The organism is Streptomyces sp. NPDC090499, assembly GCF_044769305.1.
In the GTDB taxonomy this organism is placed as follows: Bacteria; Actinomycetota; Actinomycetes; order Streptomycetales; family Streptomycetaceae; genus Streptomyces.
This window is the reverse complement of record NZ_JBIVXP010000029.1, coordinates 1-18397: the sequence shown is the minus strand read 5'-3', so window position 1 is coordinate 18397 and position 18397 is coordinate 1. Positions and strand designations below refer to the sequence as shown.

The following is an 18397-nucleotide window of genomic DNA, read 5'->3' as shown; positions in this document are numbered from 1 at the left end:
TTACGGCCCCCGCGGGACGGCCCGCCGGGGTGTCACACCGCGCCCAGCGCCTCCAGCGCCCTGCGGGCCACCTCCCGCCCGATCGGCAGCGAGGCGGTCGCCGCGGGCGAGGGCGCGTTCAGCACGTGGACCGTCCGCGGCCCCTCCTTGATCAGGAAGTCGTCGACCAGCGTCCCGTCCCGCAGCACGGCCTGCGCCCGCACCCCCGCGGCCGCCGGCACCAGGTCCCCCTCCTCCGCGGCGGGCAGCAGCCGCCGTACGGCCTTCGTGAACGCCTTCTTCGAGACCGACCGGAGCAGCTCTCCGCCCCCGTACCGCCAGTGCTGCCGCGCCAGCGCCCAGGACCCCGGCCAGGCCAGCGTCCCGGCGACCTCCCGGGGCCGGACGACGTCCCACCCGTACCCCTCCCGGGCCAGCGCCGGCACCGCGTTGGGCCCGATGTGCACGCCCCCGTCGATCCCGCGGGTGAGATGCACCCCGAGGAACGGGAACGCCGGGTCCGGCACCGGGTACACCAGTCCGCGCACCAGTTCCGGCCGCGCCAGCTCGTAGTACTCCCCGCGGAACGGCACGATCCGCATCCCCGGCTCGTCCCCGGTCAGCCGGGCGACCTCGTCGCAGTACAGTCCCGCGCAGTTGACCAGCACGCGCGCACGTACGACGTCGCCGCGCGAGGTGAGCACGGCCACGCCCCGCTCCGGACGCCGGTCCACCCGGACCACCCGGGCGCCGTAGCGGATCTCCGCCCCCGAGGCCTCCCCGAGCTGCCGGGCGACGCCCACGAAGTCGGCCACCCCGGTCGTCCCGACGTGTATGGCGGCGAGCCCCCGCACCTCGGGCTCGTACTCCCCGATCTGGGCGGCCCCGAGCTCCCGCACCGGTATGCCGTTCTCCCGGCCGCGCTGCACGAGCGCGTGCAGCCGGGGCAGCTCCTCCCGCCCGGTGGCGACGATCAGCTTGCCGGTGACGGCGTGCGCGATGCCGTACTCCGCGCAGAACTTGACCATCTCGGCGCCGCCCTTGACGGCGTACCGCGCCTTCAGCGACCCGGGTCGGTAGTAGACCCCGCTGTGGATGACCCCGCTGTTCCGCCCCGTCTGGTGCCGCGCGGGACCGGCCTCCTTCTCCAGCACGACGACCCGGGTCCCGGGCGCGGCACGGGTGACCGCGTACGCGGTGGACAGCCCGACGATGCCACCCCCGACGACGAGCACGTCACAGTCGTAAGCAAACCCGGCCCGCACCTGCACCACCTCCCACGCTCGATAGTGCACTGCGCCACTGACATCCACTTCAAACGCACGGTTGGTGAAGCGCCTCGTCAGGGGCGCGGGGAACTGCGCGAGCAACCACGACGCACCCGCGCCCTCAGGACCGCGGTGGCCCGGCAGACGCGCGGGCGCCCCTCACGCCGGCGCCATCAGCAACGGCCTCGCCCGCTCCCGCAGCTCCACCACCCGCGGCTCGTCCCCGTACGGTTCCAGCCGGTGCAGCAGATCCTTCACGTACTCCGTGGTCCGCGCGGACGATATCCGCCCGGCCACCTCCACGGCCCGCACCCCCTGCTCGCAGGCCGCGTCGAGGTTGCCCGACTCCAGTTCGGCGACCGCGGAGACCACCAGCCGCAGCCCGTGCGACCGCACGAACTCCTCCGTCGGCTTGGACAGCGCCTGTTCCGTGAAGCGCCGCACCTGCCGCGGGGCCTTCAGGTCCCGGTAGCACTCGGCCGCGTCCGCCGCGAACCGGTCGTAGCCGTAGAAGCCGAGCCAGGACGGATCGTTGTCCCCCTCCCGCGCCCGCTCCAGCCACCCCTCCGCCGCCTTCAGCGCGGCCCCGGCGGCCTGTGCGTCCCCCGCACGCGCGTGTGCCCGCGCCTCGACCAGCCGGAAGAAGCTCATGGTCCGTGCGGTCGCCAGCCCCCGGTTGCGCTCCACGGCGGCCTGCGCGAGGTCGACGCCCTCGTCGCCGAAGCCCCGGTACGTCGCCTGCAGGGACATCGATGCCAGGACGTACCCGCCGAGCGGCACGTCGGCCGCCGCGCGGGCGAGCCGCAGCGCCTGGATGTAGTACCGCTGCGCCGCCTCCTGCTGCCCGGTGTCGAAGGCCATCCACCCGGCGAGCCGGGTCAGTTCGGCACTCGCCCCGAACAGCGCCCGCCCGACTTCGTCGGAGTACGCGCCGAGCAGCAGCGGTGCCGCCTCGACCCGTAAACACTCCGGCACCATCGACGACCGCCAGTCGCCGCCGCCGTACTTGGAGTCCCAGCGTCTGGCGTCCTCGGCGGCCTCCCGCAGCTTCTGCACGTCGCTGTGGCCGACTTTGAGCGGTGCGCCCGCACTGTCCGCGGCGTTCGCCTCGCGCGCGACCGAACTGTCGGCGGGGGTTATCAGCCACCGCGAGGCGGGCGTTGCGTATGCGCTCACTGCGAACGAACCGGCCAGCGACTGCCAGATGCCGCCGGAACCGGCCCGGCGGCCGGCGAGGTCGAGGCGGTACAGCTCCGTCGCCGACCGCACCGCCTGGCCGACGTCCCTGGGGAAGGCGAGGCCCACTTCGGGGGCGGGATCCGCGTCCGCCAGGCCGATCTCGTGGAGCGGCACCGGGCGGCCGAGCTTCTGGCCTATCGCGGCGGCGATGAGGTGTGGCGCGGCGCCCTGCGGCACCATGCCCTTCGACACCCAGCGCGCCACCGACGTCTTGTCGTAGCGAAGAGTCAACCCGCGTTGAGCGCCAAGATCGTTGACGCGTCGCGCGAGTCCTGCGTTGCTGATTCCCGCGAGGGCGAGAACGGTGCCGAGTTTTTCGTTCGGCCCGCGTTGCTCCCTGGACATGCGCCACCCCTCGACACAGACGGCTGTCGCGCTGGCATAACCACGCGGCATTCGTAAACCCAGCGTAGTTCGCCGCATCCCAAGCGTTAAGGGGCATTGTTCCGGATGGCGGGATTGTGGTCCGTACGCGAGTGCGGCCCATATACGCACCGTGCTCGGCCTGTCGCGGCGTGCCCCCGCCGTGTGGCCGTGCGCCCGGCCGTGCGCTCTTCTCCGGCCAACGGGGGAGCGGTTCCATGGCTAGTGCGTGGGTCGGCCCGCTGTACTGGATCCAGTGGGCTGGGGGACACCGCCACCTTCATCCCCGCGGGTGGCGGACCGGTCCGGGAGGCGATGCCCGCCTCCCGGACTGTGCACGTCCGGGCACGCGCGCGTGTGATGCGCAAAGCATGTACGGAGCGTGCGCAAGTCCGCGCGGCCGTCGCCGATTTGGCCGAAAATCGCCCCCACCTTTTTCGGCGACTCAACGCTCCTACCATGGCAATTGAGGGCGCGTAGGGCGTTTTTGGGGAGCGTACAGGGGGCGCATTCACGTCGCGGTCGCCCGGTACCGTACGGCGCCCGGCTCCCGCCACGGCTCTCCCGCGCCACGCGCGCGTGGCCGGTCCGGCCGCGACTCCACGGCAACTCCGTGAAATCTTCCGGGGATCAAAGGCGGCCCCACCGTCCCTCCTGACCGCGTCCTTCATGGCAGCATGGGGACCCGGTTCGTACCGTGCATGGTTGTCCACAGCCTGTGGAGGCGTCGATGCGGTGGTTGGTGGGGTGGAGCAGCACCATCTCCGGTGCCGCCACGATCGGCTCCGCCGGCGCCATGGGCTACGACGGCGAGACCGTCCACCCCGTCGGCTCCCAGCTCCTGTGGGGCGACCCCGACCCGCTCTGGGCGGTCGGTGACTGGCGCCCCGACGAGGTCCGCGTCATCAAGGCCGACGCGCAGAACCGCATCGCCGTCCTCGGCACCTGCGGCGCCACCGACGAGGAACTGCGCCTCGGCCTCTTCACGGCGCGCGGGGGCGCACTCCGGCATCTGACCGCCTGGCCCGGCAGCTACACCGCCGTCGTCCAGGTCGGCCGCCGGGTCACCGTCTGCGGCGACCTCGCGGGCGCCCGCCCGGTCTTCTACAGCCCCTGGGCAGGCGGTACGGCCTACGCCACGGCCGCGCTCCCGCTCGCCGACCTCATCGAGGCCAACCTCGACTACGGCCACCTCGCGGCCCTCCTCGCCGCCCCCGACGTACCGGCCGCGCTGCACGACTCGACCCCGTACGAGGGCGTGCGGCGCATTCCGCCGGGGCATGCGCTGATCCTGCGCACCGGGGCGCGCGAGGTCGCCGGGTACGAGCAGGTCGCCTCGCTCGCGGTCGCCGCACCCTCCGCCGACCCCGACCGCGCGGTGGACGCGGTACGGGACGCGCTCGTAGAAGCGGTACGCGCGCGGCTGTCGGCGCCCCGGCACGTCCCGGACATCGACCCTGGTCCGGTGCCCGGCATGGGCCCCGCGGAGCGTCGCGCGGCGCGCGGGATGCCGGTCCCGGGCATCGGCGCCGACCTGTCCGGCGGACCGGCGTCGGGGACGCTGGCCCTGCTGGCCGCGGGCCTGCCCGGCATGCCCGGCACGGTCCTCGGCCACGGCACGGGGGCCGGCGAGCGCCTTCTCGCCGTCACCTTCAACGATCTGGCGGTGGGCGGCCGCGAGGCCGAACTGGAACGTGCGGGTGTCCTCGCCGCCAACCCGCGGCTGCACCACGTGGTGGTCACCGGGGGCGAGGAGATGCTGCCGTACGCCGACCTCGACGGCCCTCTCACCGACGAACCGGGCCCGTCCCTGATCTCCGCGGCCCGGCACCGCGCCCGGCTCGCCGCAGGCAGCGCCGACCACTTCACCGGCTACGGCGCCCGCCAGGTCCTCGACGCCCACCCCGCGCGCCTCGCCGACCTGCTGATGGACCGCAAGCGCCGCCACCTCGTCCGCCCGGTCGCCGCGCTCGCCAAGGCCGACGGCTCGGTGATGGTCCCCGCGCGCGTGTACAGCGCGGCCCGCCGCCTGGCGCGCACGCCGTACCGTGAGGGCGTCGAGTCCCTCGCCGAGCGCCTGATGCGACGCCGGTTCGACGACCCCGGAGGCGCGGTGGGCGCCTCCCTCGCGGCGCTCACCTGGGCGAGACCGGGCCCGGCGGCGCGCTGGCTGACCGGTGAGGCGCTGGCTGAAGTATCGGTTCTGCTCCAGGGTTCGGCGAACCGCTCCGGCGTCGGCCCCGGGCAGCGCCCCGGAGACTACCGCGCGCGTGCCGTGCTGGCCCGCCACGCGGCCGACATCCGCGTCCTGGAACAGGCGGCCGAGATCCGTTCCCAGCGCCTGCACACGCCCTTCCTCGACAACCAGGTGGTCCGCGCCTGCCGCGACCTCCCCGAGGCCCTGCGGGTCCAGCCCGGCGCCCGCGCCGCGATCCTCCGCACGGTCCTGGAGGGCGCAGGCGTCACCGACCTCCCGCCGGGCTGGGGCGCCCCCTCCCACGCGTCCTCGGCGGCCGCCACCCGCACGGGGCTGCGCGTGGCGGCCGACGACCTGATCTCCCTCTTCTCGACGCCGCTGCTGGCGCAGGCGGGCCTGGTGGAGGCGCGGGTGGTCCGCAAGGCGCTCCGCGCGGCGGCCGCGGGCGAGCCGCTGCCGCTGGACGGGCTGGCCGACCTGGTCTCCCTGGAGCTGTGGCTGCGTCGGCTCCTCTCCCGCCGCGGCACGTGCTGGACGGGGACGCCGGCACGCGCGCGTGCGGTCCCTGCCGGGGTACGGCCGATGCGGGGGGCGTTGGCATCAGGGGCGTGACCCTTTGGGGGTGGGGCCGCCGTATCCGGGGGCTGCCGCATCGGGGGCCCCTGCGTTTCGGCCGCGGGCCGGTGGGGGCTGGTCGCGCAGTTCCCCGCGCCCCTGACGGGGCGCTGCAGTTGGCGTAGCCACCCAGCGCGGGCAGTCGTGCCGCTGGGGCGGCACGGGTGGGCGCGGGTGGGCGCGGCGGCACCCGGCCAGCGCCGGTGAGCGTCCCCACCCCCCCGGCACCCGGCCAGCGCCGGTGAGCGTCCCCACCCCCCCGGCACCCGGCCAGCGCCGGTGAGCGGCCCGCCCCCCGGCACCCACGCCGGGTGCCATGGAAACCCTCGGCGCTGAAACCCGCCCCCGGCGACAATGACCCCGTGCGGTACCGAATCCTGGGCGTGGCCCAAGCCAGCGACGACCAGGGCAGCCCCATACCCGTCGGCGGCCCCCGCCTCCGCGCCCTGCTCACGGTCCTCGCCCTCCACCCCGCCCGCACCCTCACCCCCGAGACCCTCATCGAGGAGATCTGGGCGGCGGACGACGACCCGCCCCAGGACGCCCCGGCCGCCCTCCAGGCCCTCGTCGGCCGGCTCCGCAGGGCCCTCGGCCGGGACAGCATCGCCTCGACCCCCGGCGGCTACCGGCTGGCGGCTGCCGAGGACGACATCGACCTGCACGTCTTCGAGCGGCAGGTCCGCGAGGGCACCGACGCGCTGGCCGTCGGCGACCCGGCGACGGCCCACCGCGTGCTCACCGACGCCCTCGCCCTCTGGCGCGGCCCCGCCCTCGCCGACCTCCCCGAGCGCGCCCCGGCCGCCGTCCGTCCGGACGCGCTCCGGCTGGAAGCCGCCCGCGCCCGCGCCGACGCCGCCCTCCGCCTCGGCCGGGCCGCCGGTGCCGTACCGGAGCTGACCGAGCTCACCACGGCCCACCCGTACGACGAGCCGCTGCACGCCCTGCTCATGCGCGCCCTGCGCGACACCGGCCGCCCGGCGGACGCCCTCGCCGCGTACGAGACCGCCCGCCGCACCCTCGCCGAGGGCCTCGGCACCGACCCCGGCCCGGAACTCCAGGCCCTGCACGCGTCGTTGCTCACGCAGGAGACAACCCCGCTGCAGGGGCCCCCGCCCCGCACCGGCAACCTCCGTCCGCGGCTTACCTCTTTCGTGGGGCGGGAACCCGAGCTCGAAGCCGTTCGTTCCGAATTGCACAGGGCCCGTCTCGTCACCCTCACCGGACCGGGCGGCTCCGGAAAGACCCGTCTCGCCGAGGAGGCCGCCGCCGGACTCCCGCAGGCATGGCTCGTCGAGCTCGCCGCGCTCGACCGGCCCGAGGCGGTGCCGGGCGCGGTGGTCAGCGCGCTCGGTCTGCGCGAGACCGTGCTCATGACCAACGAGCTGGCGACGGTGCAGACCGACCCCACGGCTCTGCTCGTCGAGTACTGCGCCCCGCGCAGTCAACTCCTGATCCTTGACAACTGCGAACATGTCATCGAAGCGGCGGCCGCCCTCGCCGAAACCCTGCTCACCCACTGCCCCGGGCTCACGGTCCTCGCCACCAGCCGTGAACCCCTGGGCATCCCCGGCGAGTTGGTGCGCCCGGTCGAACCCCTCGCCCCCGAACAGGCACACCGCCTCTTCGAGGAGCGCGCCGCCACCGTCCGCCCCGGGACCGGGACCGGGACCGGGACCGGTGCCGGGGCCGCGCCGGGCGACCCGGTGGCCGTCGACGAGATCTGCCGACGCCTGGACGGACTGCCCCTCGCGATCGAGCTCGCGGCGGCCCGGCTCCGGCTGCTGACGCCCCGGCAGATCGCCGACCGGCTCGACGACCGCTTCCGCCTGCTCACCGCAGGCAGCCGCACGGTCCTGCCCCGCCAGCAGACCCTGCGCGCCGTCGTCGACTGGTCCTGGGACCTGCTCGACGAGCGGGAGCGGACGATGCTGTGCGAGGTGTCCGTCTTCGCCGGCGGCTGGGACCTCACGGCAGCGGAAGCCGTCTGCACCGGACCGGCCGCCGAAGTCGTCGGCGCGCTCGTGGACAAGTCCCTGATCATCGCCACCCCGGACGGCGAGGGCGGCACCGGCGGCACCGGCGGTATGCGCTACCGCATGCTGGAGACCATCCACGAGTACGCCGTCGAGCGCGCCGCCGAGGTCCCAGGGCTGCGGGCCGCGGCCGAGCGACGGCACGGCGCGTGGGTGTGCGCGCTGGTGGAGGAGGCGGAGCCGAGACTGCGCTCCGGGGAGCAGCTTCCCTGGATCCGCCGCCTGGAGGCCGACCTCGACAACATCCGCGCCGCCCTCGACCGGGCGGTCCACGCGGGCGACGAGGTGCGTGCGGGCCGGATCGCCCTCGCCGTCGGCTGGTTCTGGTGGCTGCGCAACTACCGCCTGGAGGCGACGGCCTCGGTACGGGCGGTGCTGCGCCTCGGGGTCGCCCTGGACGCCCTGCCCGAGGACGCCGACCCGGACGAACGGTGCGCGCTCGCCGCCACGGCGGACCCCGTCGGCGCCCTCCTGGCCGCGCCCGACGCCCAGGCCGGGCACCCGTTGTACGAGCTGCGCATGGACCTCAGGCTGCTCGACCTGTTCCTGGCGTCCGAGTCCGGCCGGCCCGACCTGGCGGCTGACGAGCGGGCCCCGCGGTACGTCGCGGCCGTCCGGGCCGCCTTCGAGGACGGCGGCCCGCGGGCCGCGCGGCTGCCCGGTCTCATCTGGCCGCTCACCACGTACGTCCTGGGCGGTGCCGCGGAGGTCGCTCCCGACATGTCCGCCGTGGTCGACAACTGCCGGGTGCACGGCGGTGACTGGGAGGTCGGCGTCAGCCTGATGTACCGCACCCACATCATGGTCGACTCGCCCGGCAACCTGCGGGGTGTCGACGAGGACCTGGCCGAGCTGCGCGTCCTCAGCCGGCGGGTCGGGGACCGCTGGATGGGGGCCCAGGTGTGCAGCGCGGCCGGGGAGGCGGACATGGCGCGCGGGCGGTTCGCGGCGGCGGAGGGCGAGTACCGGGAGGCGCTGCGGCTCGCCCGGGAGGTCGGAGCACACGCGGAGACGCCGTTCCTGCTCGCGCGGCTCGCCGAGATCGCCTTCCGCTCCGGAGACCGGGTGGCCGCCCGAGCCTGCCTGGACCGGGCGGGCGAGGCCGCCGACCGGTACGGCGTGGCGGAGTCGCAAGCGTACGTGGCGCTGCTCCGGGCGCACCTGGCCCTGTACGACGGGGAACCTGCGCGGGCGCGCGAGTGCTTCGAGTTCGCCCGTGCCGCGGCGGTGGTCGGTTCCGTGCCGCCGCAGTTCCTGGCCGCGGTCCGCGCGGTCGAGGCCCTGCTCACGACGGTGGAGCACGGCCCGGAGCAGGGGCTGCCGATCGTGGCCGAAGGGCTGCGCGAGGCGGTGGAGTACCGGAGCGCCGAGGTGATCACCGCGGCGCTGGTGGACATCGGCGCCGACCTGCTGGCCCGGCTTGGCGATCTGGCAGGCGCGGTACGGCTGTACGCCGCCGCCGAGCACTGGCGCGCCGGAAGCGTCCGTCCCGAGCCGGAGCGCACCCGCGCCGAGGAGGTCGACGCGGCCGCCCGCGCCTCGCTGACCCCGCGGCGCTACGCGGCCGAGCGTGCGCGCGGTGCCTCCCTCACCGAGGAAGCCGCCCTGCGCGAACTGGGCAGAACCCCGACGGCCGCTAGCGGCACGTGAACTTCGACTCGGCCCAGTCGGCGAGTGCCACCGTGTCGAAGGCGGTCCGCGGTTCGACCACCAGCTGCACGGTCCGGTGCCCGGTCAGGTCCACGTGGACGGGCACGGCGGCCTGTCCGCCCTCGACCACCCCGGACCGCCACAGCCCGACCCCGTCCGCGTAGACGGCGAAGGTGACCTCGCCGAGGCCCAGGGTCATGTCGTCGACGCCGGCCATCGCGTCGTAGGCGGTGCACTGCCGGTTGAGGTCGATGGTGACGGAGGAGCGGCCGTGCACGGTGACGCCGTGCGCGTACTCCTTGTCGGCGACCGTCACGCCGTAGCGCTGCCACACCCAGCTGCTGTCGCCGAGCCGCATCTCGGGCCGGGTGCCGTCGCCGGTGACGTCGAAGCGCAGTTCGCTCCACTGGTAGACGGCCGGGGCGGGCGGCGGCGTGGGCGTCGGCGTGGGGGTGGGGGTCGGTTCCGGCGGGGTGGGCGTGGGTGTCGGGGTGGAGGTCGGCGTCGGTGTGGGCCGCGGGCTCGGGGTCGGCGTCGGCGTGGGGGTCGGGGTCGGTTCGGGGGCGAGGACGACCGGCTCCGGCTCCGGTTTCCTCTTCGCCGGGGTGGGGGCCGGGGTCGGGGCCTCGGGCTGCACGGCCGGTGCGGACGGGGTGGGCCTGGCGGCCTCCTTGACCGGGTGGCCGTCGTTCGTCAGGGCGAGGGCCACCACGGCGATGGCCGCCGCGACCACGCCGGCGGCGATACCGGCCTTCACCGGCCCCGCGAGCCCCTCCGAGGCCGCGGCGCTCCCGGCACCGCCGCCCGCCCCGCCGGACGAACCGCCCGCCGCGGCGGCCGCGCCCGCGGCCCCCACACCGGCGCTCCCGGCGATGATCCCGAGCGCCTTGGCGTACCCGGCGGCCCCGAACCAGCCGATGACCGCGACCGGCACGACGGCCGGGATACCGCTCGCGACCTCTTCGATCTGGGCGGCGGCCAGCCGGCACCTGGCGCACTCCTCCAGGTGCTTGCGCAGCCCGCGTTCGGCGCGGACCCGCAGCTTGCGGCGGGCGTAGCCGCCGAGCTGGTCGGCGTAGCGGGCGCACTCCTCGTCGCCGATGAGGGCGGCGCTCACGTGGGCCTGGAGGTAGGCCTGCTTGAGGCCCTCCCGGGCCCGGCTGGCAAGGACCCGGGTGCCGTTGGCGTCCAGCCCGAAGAGGACGGCCACCTCGCTCGGCGACTCGTCCTCGACCTCGGTGTGCCACAGCACGGCCTGCCAGCGCTCCGGCAGCGAACGGAAGGCCTGCATCGCCATCGACTGCTCGGCCTCGTGCATCGCTCGCACCTCGGCGCCGAGGTCCAGAGTGTCGTCGTCCGCCACCTCGGAACCGCGCCCGGCCTGTGCCGCGAACAGCGCGAAGTCGTCGACGAGTTGCTCACGCCGGGCCGACCTGGTCCACTGCGCGGCGACCCGCCGTACGGAGGTGAGCAGGTAGGCCCGCACGGCGTACTCGGGCCCCGACCCGCCGCGCACCGCCTGCAGCATGCGGGCGAACACCTCGGCGGTCAGGTCGTCGGCGGTGTGCCCGTCCCGGCAGCAGGTGCGCGCATAGCGCCGTACCGCGTCCGCGTGCCGCCGGTACAGCTCCTCGTACGCCGAGTCGTCGCCGGCCCGCATCCGCTCGATCAACTGGCTGTCGGGATGCGGCAGTTCCCGGGGCGGCGGCAGGACGCTCCCGTCACGCTGTGCCGGAACGTTCCCTTCCGGCGGTGCACCCGCCGGCGGAACCGCGGCCCGGCCGCCCTGGCTGGGCACCTGCGGCGAGGCCGTCTCCTCACCGACGGACTCGTCCCACCCGTCAACGCCCATCGCGGAACGCCCCCGATGCCTGCCCACCCGACCGAATCACCGGCTCAGACTGCCACACCGGCTTTCGCCCCGGCCCCCGAGCGGCGAAACGGTCACCCGGAAGAGGAAACGGTGGGACGGCAGCGCCCCGCAGAGGAAAGCGCCCCGCAAGGGGCGCGGGGAACTGCGCGACCAGCCACAGTCAACCCGCACCCGCCCACGGTCCTGGCACGGCACGACCCGGCACGCGACCCTGCGAAGGCCACCCGACCGGGCAAGGCCACCGTCAGGTCCGGGACCGCAACCCCTCCAGCAAGATGTCCAGCAACCGAGCCGAAGCCGCCGCCTGCTGCGCAGCATCCGGCAGGGACGGCGCCGCCGTCGCGATCACCAGCAGCACGTCGGAGACGGAGACGTCCGGCCGCAACTCACCAGCCGTCCGCGCCCGTTCCACCAGCCGCCCCACGACGTCGAGCAGCGCGGCCGCCCCCGCGTCGTCGGCGGCATCGCCCACCGGTTCCCGTTCGTCCGGCACCAGCCGCAACTCCCCGGCACCGGCGCCCGGCTGCGTCCGCTGTTGCGGCACCCGGGCCTCCTCGGCGCCGGAACCGGCCCCGGCGCCGCCGACTTCCTCCGGCACGCCGACCCGCAGCACCTGAGGCGGCAGCAACCGCCCCGCCCCCGATGCCACCGACGTCCGCAGGAAGCGCGACAGCGCCGACCACGGCTCGTCCTCCTGCCCGAGCGCGGCCCGCGCCTGGTCGGTCAGCCGGGAGGTCTCCTCCTCGGCTATCCGCCGTACCAGCACGTCCTTGCTCGGGAAACGCCGGTACACGGTGCCGACCCCGACCCGTGCCCGCCGCGCCACGTCCTCCATCGGCGCGCCGTACCCCAGCTCGCCGAAGACCTCGCGTGCCGCACGCAGCACGTGCTCCAGATTGCGCTGTGCGTCCACCCGCAGCGGCGTCGTACGCGGCCCGTCACCGCGTCCGTTGCCCGCCGCCGCGGTCACCGTTCCGCCACCGGCCGCCAGAGCGGAAGCCGGTGCCCAATGTGTGTCCTGAATGTGCATTTGTATTCCCCCGGTTAACGACGTCTCCCCCCGGAGACTCTCCCCGTCACTGATGGCCGGAGTGAGCGGAACTGCGACCGGCCCATGACCGATCCATGGACCCCGGGCCGGGCGGACCGCCCGTCGCGACCCGTTCGACCACATCCCCTACACCCCGTCGCCACACGAACATAGTTGAGAGGCTGTCAATTCAGAAGGGGGACGTTCCGCACGGTGCGCCCCCCGATCGGAGTACGGGTCGTATACCTCCCGGTTCGGTGCCTTCGCGCCACCCTGCCCGCCCCCGCTGACCTGGTCCCTTTCGTCCGGCCCGGGGCGCGCGCCCGGAGCCCCGGAAAGCCGTCCGCCGGTCACACAAATTGCCGGGGCTGTGGACAAACAACAGTCACGGGTGCGTCATGGGATGGTGAAGGAACGTGCGCGCATTCTCGTTGTCGGCGGCGGCTACGTCGGGATGTACACGGCCCTGCGGCTGCAGCGGAGGCTGAAGCGGGAGCTCAGCCGGGGGGAGGTCGACATCACTGTCGTCACCCCCGATCCCTACATGACGTACCAGCCGTTCCTTCCCGAAGCGGCCGCGGGTTCGATTTCCCCTCGTCATGTCGTCGTACCCCTGCGGCGCGTTCTGGACCGGTGTCATGTCGTCATCGGCGAGGTGACGGCCGTCGAACACGCCAAGCGCACCGCCGAAGTGGCCACCCTCGCCACCGCCGAGGAGCGAAAGGGCGCCACCTTCCTGGAGTACGACGAACTGGTCCTCGCCCCCGGCTCGATCGCGCGCACCCTGCCCATCCCCGGCCTCGCCGAGCACGGCATCGGCTTCAAGACCGTCGAGGAGGCCATCGGCCTGCGCAACCACGTCATCGAGCAGATGGACATCGCCTCCTCCACCCGCGACCCCGCGATCCGTGACGCGGCCCTCACCTTCGTCTTCGTCGGCGGCGGCTACGCGGGCGTGGAAGCCCTCGGCGAACTGGAGGACATGGCCCGCTACGCCGCGCGGTACTACCACAACATCCAGCCCGAGGACATGAAATGGGTCCTCGTCGAGGCCACCGACCGGATCCTCCCCGAGGTCGGCCCCGAGCTGGGCCGCTACACCGTCACCGAACTGCGCCGCCGCAACATCCAGGTGCTGCTGGAAACCCGCCTGGAGTCCTGCGCCGACCGCGTCGCCGTCCTCAGCGACGGCCAGCGCTTCCCGACCCGCACCGTCGTCTGGACGGCCGGCGTCAAACCGCACCCGCTGGTCGCCGCCACCGACCTGCCACGCACCCCGCGGGGACGGCTGAAATGCACGGCCGAGCTGACCATCGACGGCGTCGACCACGCATGGGCCGCGGGCGACGCCGCCGCCGTCCCCGACGTCACCGCCGCCGAACCCGGCACCGAGACCGCCCCCAACGCCCAGCACGCGGTCCGCCAGGCCAGGGTCCTCGGCGACAACATCGTCCACGCACTGCGCGGCGAACCCCTCGACACCTACGCCCACACCTACGCCGGCTCGGTCGCCTCGCTCGGATTCCACCAGGGCGTCGCCCAGGTCTACGGGCGACGGCTGAAGGGCTACCCTGCCTGGTTCATGCACCGCGTCTACCACCTGAGCAGGGTGCCCACCGTCAACCGCAAGGCCCGCGTCCTCGCCGAATGGACCCTCTCCGGGCTCTTCAAACGGGAGATCGTCTCGCTCGGATCACTCGAACATCCCCGAGCGGAGTTCGAACTCGCGGCCGGTGGAAAGCCTCCACACAGTCCCTCCGACGACTCGAACGGGTCGTCCTGACGGAACTCAGGAACTCCACGGACCGCCCCGGCGTCTGACGGATGTCGTCGCCGACGGCCACCCTGCCAGACTGCCCTCCGACCGAGCACCAGGCTCATCCCCAGCTTCTCCCCAGAACTGCACCGGGGGACCTCCCCCGGCCCCCGGCCGCTCCCCGAGCCGGCCGGAGACGACGACACGAGGCAAGGTTTCGTGAACTTCACGCGCTGGAGCGCCCGGCTCCCCGGAACGCAGCGCCGCGCCGCAGCGCGGACCGAGCACGCGGTCTCCCCGGACCGGCGGGGGGACTCCGTACCCGCGGCCCGCGCCGAACAACTGACCGACGACTCGCCCTGCGTGCCCGCGGTCGACGAACTGCCCGCCCGCGGCGTCCTCGACCACGTCCCGGCCCTGGTCGCCCTCGTCCACGGCCCCGACCACCACATCGCGTACGTCAACGACGCCTATACGACGGCCTTCGGCGCACGCCCCCCGGGCGCCCCCGCCCGCGAGGCCCTGCCCGAGCTCGCCGAACTCGGCCTCCTCCCCCTCCTCGACCAGGTCCTGCGCAGCGGCAAGCCCCGCACCCTCAAGTCCCGCAAGGCGCTCGACGGCCGCACTTACACGTTCACCTGCACCCCGGTCGCCGAGAACGGCGACCGCGACGGCGGCGTCCTCCTCTTCGCCACCGACGTCACCGACCACGCCGAGGCGGCGGAGCGGCTGCGCGCCAGCGAACGCCGGCAGCGCGAGACGGCCGTGACTCTCCAGCGCTCGCTGCTCCCGCAGGAACTGGAACAGCCGGACGACCTCCGGATCGCCGCGACCTACCAGCCCGGCGGCACCGAGGCCGCGGTCGGCGGCGACTGGTACGACGTCATCACCCTCGGCGGCGGCCGCACCGCCCTCGTCATCGGCGACGTCATGGGCCGCGGCGTCCGTGCGGCGGCCGTCATGGGCCAGCTCCGTACCGCGGTCCGCGCCTACGCCCGCCTGGACCTCCCCCCGCACGAGGTCCTCCAGCTCCTCGACGGCCTCGCCACCGAGATCGACCCCAACCAGATCGCCACCTGCGTCTACGCCGTCCACGACCCCAACGAGGGCCGCCTGGTGTACGCCTCCGCCGGCCACCTCCCGATCCTCGTCCGCGACGAGCACGGCGGCGTGCTGCGCACCGAGGAACCGACCGGACCGCCGCTCGGCACCGGCGGCTGGGTCCACGCGTCCGCCTCGGTGCCGCTGAGCCCCGGCTCGACGGCCGTCCTCTACACGGACGGCCTGGTCGAACGCCGTGACGCGGACCTTGACGAGGGCATCGAGGCGCTGGAGCGGGCACTGGCGGGCGCCACCGGCACCCCCCAGGTCATCTGCGACCGCCTGGTCCGCTCGGCCGGCGTCACGGCCGACCACGACGACGACGTCGCCGTCCTCGTCCTCCAGCATCCGGCCCGTACGGGCCCGGACGGCGAGCTGTTCCGCAACGCCGCGCTGGAACTGCTCGGCGGCATCGAGGCGGCGCCACGCGCCCGTGCGTTCGCCTCCGGCGTGCTGACCAGTTGGCGCTTTCCGGCCGACCTCCACGATCTGGGCGTCCTCGCCACGAGTGAGCTCGTTGCCAACTCGCTCCAGCACGGCACCCCGCCCATGCGGCTGCGGCTCCGCCGCACCGATCGCCGACTGATCATCGAGGTCACGGACGGCGACGACCACCTGCCGCGCCGGAGGCGCGCGGAACCGGGCGACGAGTCGGGCCGGGGCATCGCCATCGTGGCCACGATCGCGTCGGGATGGGGGTCCCGACGGACCCCCGGGGGCGGCAAGGCGGTGTGGTGCGAGTTCGTACTGCCGAAGGGGTAGGGGACGCGCGGCCGTCGGGCGGGTGCGAGTGAGTGGGGGTTGCTCGCGCAGATCATCCCCCAGCATTCGGCCGGGGGTACCCCCAGTGCCCCTGAAAGACAAAGACACAGCTGCGGGCAGGCGTGCCGCAGGGCGGCGGCACGGGTGGGCGCGGCGGCACCCGGCCAGCGCCGGCAAGTGACACCCCGCCCCCGGCCTCCCACTACGCGGACACGGACTCCGCAGCTGCGCCACCCCGGGCGACGACCCTGCTCCTTGCGGCGAGCCAGGGCCGGTCCTGCACCTCAGTGAGCCGCTTTCCGAGGCGTACCGCCAGCACGCTGATCCCCAGCGAGAACAGCAGGAACGTCACGACGTACGGTGCGGGCAGCGAGGCCCCCAGCGGTCCGCCCACGGCCGGCCCCACCGCCAGCGCCAGCTGCTTGACCAGCGCGAACGCAGAGTTGTACTGCCCGGCCATCCCCTCCGGCGCCAGGTCGGCCACCAGCGGAGCCACCGTCGGCGACAGCATCGCCTCACCCAGCCCGAACAGCGCGTACGTCGACACGAACGCGGCCGTCGCCATCTCCTGGCTGCCGTGTCCCAGCCCCGCGTACCCGGCGGCGACCCAGGCGACGGCCCAGATCAGCCCGACCCCGGCGATCACCCGCGACCGCCGCCGACGCTCGACGAACCTGAGCACGGCGAACTGGGCGACGACGATCATCAACGTGTTCGCGGCCAGCGCGGTCCCCAGCGCGGACGTGGATATCCCCGCCGCCTCCACGCCGTACGCGCTCAGCCCGGACTCGAACTGCCCGTAGCAGGCGAAGAACAGCACGAAGCCGAGCACAGACAGCTGCACCATCGCCCGGTTGCCGAGCAGCTGCTTCCAGCTGCCCCTTGCCGACCCCGCGGCCGGCGCGTCCGCGATGCGCGGCGAGTGCGGCAGCCGCACCGTCGCCATCACGACGGCCAGCAGCAGGAACATCGCCGCCTCGATCGCGAAGAGCAGGGTGAAGGAGGACACCCGGGTCGTGTCGACGAGGTGGCCGCCTATGAGTCCGCCGACGCCCAGCCCCAGGTTCTGCAGGAAGAACTGCGTCGCGAAGGCCCGGGACCGGGTCTCCGCCGTCGAGCAGTCCACGATCATCGTCGCCAGCGCGGGCTGCATCACGGCCTGTCCGGCCCCCAGCAGCGCCGCCGCGGCCAGCACCGCCGGACCGCTCCCCGCCAGCCCCAGGCTCAGCGCACCGGCAGCGGCTGTCACCAGGGCGGTGAGAAGGACCGGCAGTGGGCCGCGCCGCACGATCGCCCGGCCGGCGAACGGCAGCACTATCAACGCGGCCACGGCAAAGACGGCGAGCACGACACCCGCCGTCATGGCACCGAGTCCCCGCACCTGCGCCACATAGACGTACAGGTAGGGGACGGTGAAACCGAGCCCGAACGCGCTGAGTGCGTTGCCCACGTGGATCCGGCGCATCGCTGCGCCCATCGCCCTGGTCACGTTCACCTCTCTCAGGTCGTCAAGTCGACGGACTGCTGAAGCCTGAAGACTTTGAAGCTAAAGTTCGAAGCTAAAGACTACATCGCGAAGGACTTCAACGCCAAGCGTGTCCGTGCGATACTTCGGACCATGGCCGACACCACCGGCGGCGAGCCGACGCTCGACGAGCAGATCGCCGCCTACCAGCGCGAGTTCCAGGACCTCGACCCCCAGGTCGAGAAGATCGTCTCGGCGCTGTCCCGGCTCAACCGCCGCATGAACGTCGCCTACGGCCGCCAGACCGGCGCCCTCGGGATCAGCAACGCGGAGTGGGAGGTCCTCAAGGCACTCGTCCTCTCCGGGGTCCCCTACCGCATGGGTCCCAGCGAACTGGCCAAGCGCCTCGGCCTCACCCCGGCCGCGATGACCCACCGCATCGACCGGATGGTCGCCGAGGGGCTCGTCACCCGGGAGAGGGACGAATGCAACCGCGTCCGGGTGATCGTCGAGCTGACCACCGAAGGGCGCGAGAAGTGGCTGGAGGCCATGCGCCTCGCCTCCGTCTTCGAGGAGGATCTGCTCCAGGACCTCTCCCCGGCGGAGCGTGCGGTGCTCGGCGAGGTCCTCACCCGGCTGCTCCGCCGCGTGGAGCACGCGCAGCCCGACGCCAGCGGCCGGCTCACCGACCTGGACTGATGCCGCGGCGCGCGGGCGGCGGAAAAAATCTTGACAGGGGAGGGTTGACAGCCCCCTGCCCGCCCCGTAATGTTCTTCGGGTTGCCGCGGAGCCGTAACGGTTCTGCGACAGCACCTCCGCCGCATGAGCGGCACCCAAACCACCAGCACGATCTCCCGACCGGGTTGATTTCGGCGTGCCCGAATTCAATTCGATTTCGGGTCTCAGCGGTGCCCGGTCGGACCACAAGGCCCGATTGGGAATCGCGGAGCGGATCCGCTAAGGTTTGGAACGTCGGAACGGCCCAACGGCCGGGAAGGCAACTCCCGCTGACTGGGAATCAGACGCCGAAAGGATCTGATAGAGTCGGAAACGCCGGAAAGGGAA

The 18397-nt window shown here is 73.8% G+C and carries 10 protein-coding genes; 5 read left to right on the top strand and 5 right to left on the bottom strand.

What is annotated here, in order from left to right:
* Positions 1 to 32: 32 nt before the first annotated feature.
* Both lhgO and ACIQVL_RS47920 read right to left on the bottom strand, forming a co-directional pair.
* The gene (gene lhgO / locus ACIQVL_RS47925; protein ID WP_403444081.1) at positions 33 to 1253 is read right to left on the bottom strand and encodes an L-2-hydroxyglutarate oxidase; all 1221 of its coding nucleotides are present in this window, start codon (positions 1251 to 1253) and stop codon (positions 33 to 35) included.
* A gap of 153 nt (positions 1254 to 1406) precedes the next feature.
* Positions 1407 to 2831 (bottom strand): MFS transporter, encoded by a 1425-nt coding sequence (locus ACIQVL_RS47920; RefSeq protein WP_403443949.1) that lies wholly within the window; start codon positions 2829 to 2831, stop codon positions 1407 to 1409.
* A gap of 748 nt (positions 2832 to 3579) precedes the next feature.
* Between ACIQVL_RS47920 and ACIQVL_RS47915 the strand changes: the two genes are divergently transcribed.
* Together ACIQVL_RS47915 and ACIQVL_RS47910 are read left to right on the top strand one after the other, a co-directional pair.
* Complete coding sequence (locus ACIQVL_RS47915; protein WP_403443948.1) at positions 3580 to 5658, top strand: asparagine synthase-related protein; 2079 nt, start codon at positions 3580 to 3582, stop codon at positions 5656 to 5658.
* A gap of 365 nt (positions 5659 to 6023) precedes the next feature.
* Positions 6024 to 9344 carry a BTAD domain-containing putative transcriptional regulator gene (locus ACIQVL_RS47910; protein ID WP_403478787.1) on the top strand — a complete coding sequence of 1107 codons (3321 nt, stop codon included), beginning with the start codon at positions 6024 to 6026 and terminating at the stop codon, positions 9342 to 9344.
* Here ACIQVL_RS47910 and ACIQVL_RS47905 read toward each other — a convergent pair.
* Positions 9331 to 11196 carry a sigma-70 family RNA polymerase sigma factor gene (locus ACIQVL_RS47905; RefSeq protein WP_403478786.1) on the bottom strand — a complete coding sequence of 622 codons (1866 nt, stop codon included), beginning with the start codon at positions 11194 to 11196 and terminating at the stop codon, positions 9331 to 9333. The genes ACIQVL_RS47910 and ACIQVL_RS47905 overlap by 14 nt on opposite strands.
* A gap of 265 nt (positions 11197 to 11461) precedes the next feature.
* A complete protein-coding gene (locus ACIQVL_RS47900) occupies positions 11462 to 12247 on the bottom strand; it encodes a TetR/AcrR family transcriptional regulator (protein ID WP_403443939.1) in 786 nt (261 codons plus the stop codon).
* A gap of 403 nt (positions 12248 to 12650) precedes the next feature.
* Here ACIQVL_RS47900 and ACIQVL_RS47895 point away from each other — a divergent pair, with 403 nt between their 5' ends.
* Together ACIQVL_RS47895 and ACIQVL_RS47890 are read left to right on the top strand one after the other, a co-directional pair.
* Positions 12651 to 14030 carry an NAD(P)/FAD-dependent oxidoreductase gene (locus ACIQVL_RS47895; RefSeq protein ID WP_403443936.1) on the top strand — a complete coding sequence of 460 codons (1380 nt, stop codon included), beginning with the start codon at positions 12651 to 12653 and terminating at the stop codon, positions 14028 to 14030.
* Between the two features lie 192 nt (positions 14031 to 14222).
* Positions 14223 to 15866: a SpoIIE family protein phosphatase gene (locus ACIQVL_RS47890; RefSeq protein WP_403443933.1), complete on the top strand. Its 1644-nt coding sequence runs from the start codon at positions 14223 to 14225 to the stop codon at positions 15864 to 15866.
* A gap of 202 nt (positions 15867 to 16068) precedes the next feature.
* Here ACIQVL_RS47890 and ACIQVL_RS47885 read toward each other — a convergent pair whose 3' ends face one another.
* A complete protein-coding gene (locus tag ACIQVL_RS47885; RefSeq protein WP_403444079.1) occupies positions 16069 to 17343 on the bottom strand; it encodes an MFS transporter in 1275 nt (424 codons plus the stop codon).
* A gap of 141 nt (positions 17344 to 17484) precedes the next feature.
* Between ACIQVL_RS47885 and ACIQVL_RS47880 the strand changes: the two genes are divergently transcribed.
* Positions 17485 to 18030, top strand: coding sequence for a MarR family winged helix-turn-helix transcriptional regulator (locus tag ACIQVL_RS47880; RefSeq protein WP_403443931.1), 546 nt, complete (start codon positions 17485 to 17487; stop codon positions 18028 to 18030).
* Positions 18031 to 18397: the final 367 nt, after the last annotated feature.